General features: G+C 68.2%; 6 protein-coding genes. 2 read left to right on the forward strand and 4 right to left on the reverse strand.

Translation table 11 applies throughout. From position 1 onward, the window contains the following. The 3 genes from B2Y21_RS09225 to B2Y21_RS09235 form a co-directional block, all read right to left on the reverse strand. A partial coding sequence (locus B2Y21_RS09225; protein ID WP_292059136.1) for a tyrosine-protein phosphatase occupies positions 1 to 601 on the reverse strand: 601 nt, incomplete at its 3' end. 43 nt (positions 602 to 644) lie between these two features. Continuing rightward, the gene (locus tag B2Y21_RS09230) at positions 645 to 974 is read right to left on the reverse strand and encodes a winged helix-turn-helix domain-containing protein (RefSeq protein ID WP_292059138.1); all 330 of its coding nucleotides are present in this window, start codon (positions 972 to 974) and stop codon (positions 645 to 647) included. Position 975: 1 nt separating this feature from the next. After that, positions 976 to 1602, reverse strand: coding sequence for a hypothetical protein (locus B2Y21_RS09235; RefSeq protein ID WP_292059139.1), 627 nt, complete (start codon positions 1600 to 1602; stop codon positions 976 to 978). Between the two features lie 101 nt (positions 1603 to 1703). Here B2Y21_RS09235 and B2Y21_RS09240 point away from each other — a divergent pair, with 101 nt between their 5' ends. After that, complete coding sequence (locus B2Y21_RS09240) at positions 1704 to 2450, forward strand: SAM-dependent methyltransferase (RefSeq protein WP_292059142.1); 747 nt, start codon at positions 1704 to 1706, stop codon at positions 2448 to 2450. 86 nt (positions 2451 to 2536) lie between these two features. Here B2Y21_RS09240 and B2Y21_RS09245 read toward each other — a convergent pair whose 3' ends face one another. Next, a complete protein-coding gene (locus B2Y21_RS09245) occupies positions 2537 to 3982 on the reverse strand; it encodes an AMP nucleosidase (protein WP_292059144.1) in 1446 nt (481 codons plus the stop codon). A 111-nt stretch (positions 3983 to 4093) separates the two neighbouring features. Here B2Y21_RS09245 and B2Y21_RS09250 point away from each other — a divergent pair, with 111 nt between their 5' ends. Then, positions 4094 to 4630: an SRPBCC family protein gene (locus B2Y21_RS09250; protein ID WP_292059145.1), complete on the forward strand. Its 537-nt coding sequence runs from the start codon at positions 4094 to 4096 to the stop codon at positions 4628 to 4630. The last annotated feature ends 115 nt before the right edge of the window (positions 4631 to 4745 follow it).

Genomic DNA, 4745 nt, shown 5'->3' on the forward strand with positions numbered 1-4745 from the left:
CGGTCATGGCGGTCAGCTTGCGCGCGACCTCATCGGCCCGACCGTCCAGATCCACGGCCTGATTGGTCGCCAGATAGTCCGCCATCAGATCGTCGTGAGCCACGCCCAGCAGGCTGTGGGTCAGGGCCGCCAGCAGGCCGGTCCGGTCCTTGCCCGCCGCGCAGTGGATCAGCACCGGCCCCTCGACCTCGGCCAACAGGCGGAAGTAGCGGCCGAACAGGTCGACATGGGCCGCCTCGAACGGCAGGCGGCGATAGGTCTCGGTCATGAAGGCGCGGCCTGACGCCTCGGTCAGGTCGGCGGTCTTCAGAAAGGTCAGGTGCGGCGCCTCGCCGCCGTCGTCATGATCGCTTTCGATCAGCACCCCCGCCCAGCCCAGCGGGCGACGCGAAGGTTGGGCCCGCCGTTCGCTGGGGCGGCGCAGATCGACCACGGCCGCCAGCCCCAGCGCCTCCAGCCGCGCCACGTCCGCCTGCGTCGCCCGCGCCTGATGCGCCGCACGATAGAGCCGCCCGCGCGTCAGCAGGCGGTCATCCACGGCGTAGCCGCCATAGTCGCGGAAGTTGTCGATGGCCTCGAACGGCGAAAGGCGGTCGCTCATGACCGCCTTTCTTAGACTGTTCGACGGCGCACGCCAGTCTGGGCTAACGCCCCGCCACCAGGGCCGACATGGCGTCCAGATAGGCGAGGAAGGCGTCGCGGCCCGCCTCCGTCATACTGGCCCGCGTCAGGGGCTTGCGGCCCTGGAAACTCTTGGACACGGCGACGAAGCCCGCCTCCTCCAGCTTGCGCAAATGCACCGACAGATTGCCGTCCGTCGTCTGCAGCCGGGCCTTCAGTTCGCCGAAGTCGGCGCTCTCCACCCCGGACAGATAGGCCATGATCCCCAGGCGCACCCGGCCGTGGATCACCTCGTCGATGCGGCCGATGTCGAAGTCGTCGCCCGCATCAAGCGCCGGTTCTGTGGCGGTCATGTCAAACCACCTCCGTCGGTTCCTGGCGCACCAGGATCAAACCGGGGATCAGCGCGAACAGGAACAATCCGGCCGCATAACCCAGCCACATCAGCGGACTGCCGATCAGGAAGGCGATCAGCGGCGTCGCGATCCAGCAGCCCACCGCCAGCCACCACTGCCACTTTTGCCCGCTCATCGTCGCCGACACCGCCCAGGCGGAGCCGTAAAGGGCGAAGATCAGCGACGGGAAAACCATGGCGGCGGTGTCGCTCTGCGTCTTCCACCCGATCACCCCCATGGCCAGGGACATGACGAAGATGCACAGACCGGCGCCCATCCAACCCGCGCCGGAGGCGCGATTGCTCGCCGATTGCGCGCCCGGTTTGCGGTCCGCCTGCCTGATCCCCACGATCAGGGCGCCGAAGAAGATCAGCATGGCCGTTCCCCAGACAACCGGGTAGGCGACCGGCGAAACGTCTATCAGGCCGCTGTCGACGCCGTAGTGAACGATAGCCGCCACGCCGAACACCAGACCTGCGGTGATCAGAATGCGGCCGCCCACCAGCGGCGCCTGCCGCCCTTCCTGAGCGAGGGCCTTCATATAGGCGATGTCGTCGTGAACGGATTGAACCTGATCGCGGGTCATGGCGTCTCTCCCTGCCTGTTGAAGCAAGAATGAGCCAAGAACTTTATGATGTAAAGTTCTTTCTTTGAGACGCGCAGCGCGGCGCGTCCTAGACCTTGGTCATGCGCGTCGCCTTTCATCACATCGCCTATCAACCTCTCGCCATCTGCAACGCCCTGTCGATGGAGCGGCTGGAGGCGACGGCCGCGCGCGCCGGGTTGCACCCCGACGCGACGGTCATGGACATCGGCTGCGCCTATGGCGAGATCTCCATGCGCCTGGCCCGCGTCTTCGACGCCCGGGTGACGGCGGTGGAGCTGGACCCGGTCATGGCCGACGGCGCCGAGGTCCGCATCCAGGCGGCGGGACTGGCCGACCGGATCACGGTCCGACGCGAAACGTCCGCGACGGCGCTGAAGGATCATGCCCCGCTCGACCTGATCGTCGCCATCGGCGCGACCGAACCGGCGGGCGCGAGCCTACGCGAGCCCGCCTTGGTCTTCTCAGCCCTGGCCGAGCGCCTGACGCCGGGCGGCGCCCTGCTGTGGGGCGACCTGTTCTGGAAAAGCGAACCGCCCGCGCCCCTGCGGCAACTGGTCGAGACCTCCGGCTATTACGTCAGCCACGAGGAATGGCAGGCGGCCGCGCGCGAGGCCGGTCTGGAGGTCGCCTCGGCTGAAATCAGCGGCGACGCCGAATGGGCCGCCTATCGCACCGCCATGGAGACGGCCGTCGCCGACTGGCTGGACGCCCATGCCGACCATGCCGACGCGCCCAGCGTCGCCGCCACGGCCCATCGCATCAAGATGATGTTCGACTTCGGCGCGCCCTTCTTCGGCTTCGGCCTCTACCTGTTCAGGAAAAGCTGAAACCGATCGCCTCCCCCCTCCCCATCAGGGGAGGGAGAAATCGCGCTCAAGCAGCGAGCCGCCGCGCGGCGAGCGATAGCGCCTTCTTATCTGAACGGCGGCTCGTCGAAGGCGCGCAGCTTGCGCGAATGCAAACGGGTGCCTTCGGCGCGCAACAAGTCCACCGCCTGAATGCCGATCTGCAAATGCTCGGAGATCGAGCCTTCATAGAAGCGGTTGGCCTGGCCCGGCAGCTTGATCTCGCCGTGCAGCGGCTTGTCCGAGACGCACAACAGCGTCCCGTAGGGCACGCGGAAGCGATAGCCCTGGGCCGCGATGGTGGCGCTTTCCATGTCGATGGCGACGGCGCGGCTCTGGTTGAAGCGCAGGGCCGACTTGGAATAGCGCAGCTCCCAGTTGCGGTCGTCGGTGGTGACGACCGTGCCGGTGCGCAGCCGCTTCTTCACCTCTTCGCCCGGCGCGCCGGAGACCAGCTTGGTCGCGTCATAGAGGGCGCGCTGCACCTCGGCGATGTTGGGGATCGGGATGTCGGCGGGCAGGACGGCGTCCAGCACATGGTCGTCGCGCAGATAGGCGTGGGCCAGGACGTAGTCGCCGATGGTCTGGCTGCCGCGCAGGCCGCCGCAGTGGCCGATCATCATCCAGGCGTGCGGACGGGTGACGGCCAGGTGGTCGCAGATCGTCTTGGCGTTCGACGGCCCGACGCCGATGTTGACCAGGGTGATGCCCTGGCCGTCCGGCCGCGTCAGGTGATAGGCGGGCATCTGATGGCGGCGCCAGGCCGCGTCCATGATGGCGACTTCCGGGTTCGGCGTGGCGCGATCGATGACCACGCCGCCGGCGCACGACAGGGTCTCATAGGGGCTGTCCGGATCGGCCAGCTGGGCGCAGGCCCAGCGCACGAACTCGTCGACGTAGCGATGATAGTTGGTGAACAGCACATAGGACTGCACGTCCTCGACCGGGGTGCCGGTGTAGTGCCGCAGGCGGGCCAGCGAGAAGTCGGTGCGCAGGCCGTCGAACTGGGCCAGGGGGAAGTCCTCGCCCGGCTCGAACAGGCCGTCCGAGATTTCATCGCCGATGTGGGCCAGATCCGTGGTCGGGAACCAGCGGGCGATGGCCGCCGTCATGCTGCTGTCCAGCACCACGCCGGAACCGTCCAGCACATAGGGGAAGGGGATTTCCTGTTCCGACGGCTCGACCGTGATCCGGGCGCCGTACTCGTCGGACAGCAGCGTCAGCTGCTCCAGCAGATAGGCGCGATACAGGTCGGGACGGGTGACGGTGGTCGTATAGACGCCGGGGCGCGACAGGCGGCCGAAGGCGCGCGTCTCGAGATCCTGCGGGCGGTCGCCGAACCAGCTGATGGTCAGTCGGGGATAGGCGAACAGGCCAGCGGCCCGGGCTTCGGGATCGGCGCGCTCGCCGGTCTCGAGAAAACGCTTCACTGCGGTGCGCAGGTTGGCGACGGATTGGCTGTAGAGGGTTTCGAGGCGGTCCAGCGCCGCCTGGGGGGTCATCTTGTCTGTCATGGCTTCCTCTAGCGGAAAACCGTGACCTTGGCGAGACGGGGGAAACACGCTGACACGACAGTTGACCGCAGACGCGCCCGCGCGCTTCCTCATGCAGTTGGAGGATTTCCCATGGTTCGATGCTCGTTTCCGCTCATCGCCGCCGCCCTGCTGGCCGTCATCTCTGTTCCGGCGCCCGCCTGGGCCGAGGTGAAGTCGGCCGCGCCGCATGGCTTCGAGGTCGGCGGGGCGCTGACCCTGAACGCGCCGCCCGCACGGGTCTGGGCGATGTTGACCGCGCCCGACGCCTGGTGGAGCCGCGACCACCGCTGGTTCAAGAACTCCGCCCTGTCGCTGGACCTGTCGCCCGGCGGCTGCTGGTGCGAGCAGACGGCGGACGGCCGCGTCTCGCGTCACTTGGAGACGGCGCTGGTCGAGCCGGGATCGAAGCTCGTGCTGCAAGGCGGCCTCGGCCCGCTGCAGGGTCAGGGCGCGGCGGGCGGCCTGACGTTCAGCCTGAAGCTGGAAGGCGACGGGACGACCCTGACCTGGACCTATGTCGTCGGCGGCTACGCCGGCGGCGGGCTGGAAGCCTGGGCCGCGCCGGTCGATGGGGTGCTGTCGGCCCAACTGGCCAATCTGAAGACGCAGATCGAGCGAGCCGACTGACGCCTCAGCCCAGCGTCCCGCGCAGGAAGGCGATCGCCCCCGCCCTATCGCCCGCCGCTCCGCGCCAGACCGGCGCTGCGTCGGAGGCGCCGCCATAGGCGGACGGGTCGGTGAA

Source organism: Brevundimonas sp. UBA5936 (assembly GCA_002430835.1).
Classification (GTDB): Bacteria; Pseudomonadota; Alphaproteobacteria; order Caulobacterales; family Caulobacteraceae; genus Brevundimonas.

Excerpts from the sequence above, each read along its gene's own strand:
- B2Y21_RS09235 (WP_292059139.1), bottom strand. The coding sequence starts at position 1,602 with ATGACCCGCGATCAGGTTCAATCCGTTCACGACGACATCGCCTATATG.
- B2Y21_RS09230 (WP_292059138.1), bottom strand. The coding sequence starts at position 974 with ATGACCGCCACAGAACCGGCGCTTGATGCGGGCGACGACTTCGACATC.
- B2Y21_RS09240 (WP_292059142.1), top strand. The coding sequence starts at position 1,704 with ATGCGCGTCGCCTTTCATCACATCGCCTATCAACCTCTCGCCATCTGC.
- B2Y21_RS09250 (WP_292059145.1), top strand. The coding sequence starts at position 4,094 with ATGGTTCGATGCTCGTTTCCGCTCATCGCCGCCGCCCTGCTGGCCGTC.
- B2Y21_RS09245 (WP_292059144.1), bottom strand. The coding sequence starts at position 3,982 with ATGACAGACAAGATGACCCCCCAGGCGGCGCTGGACCGCCTCGAAACC.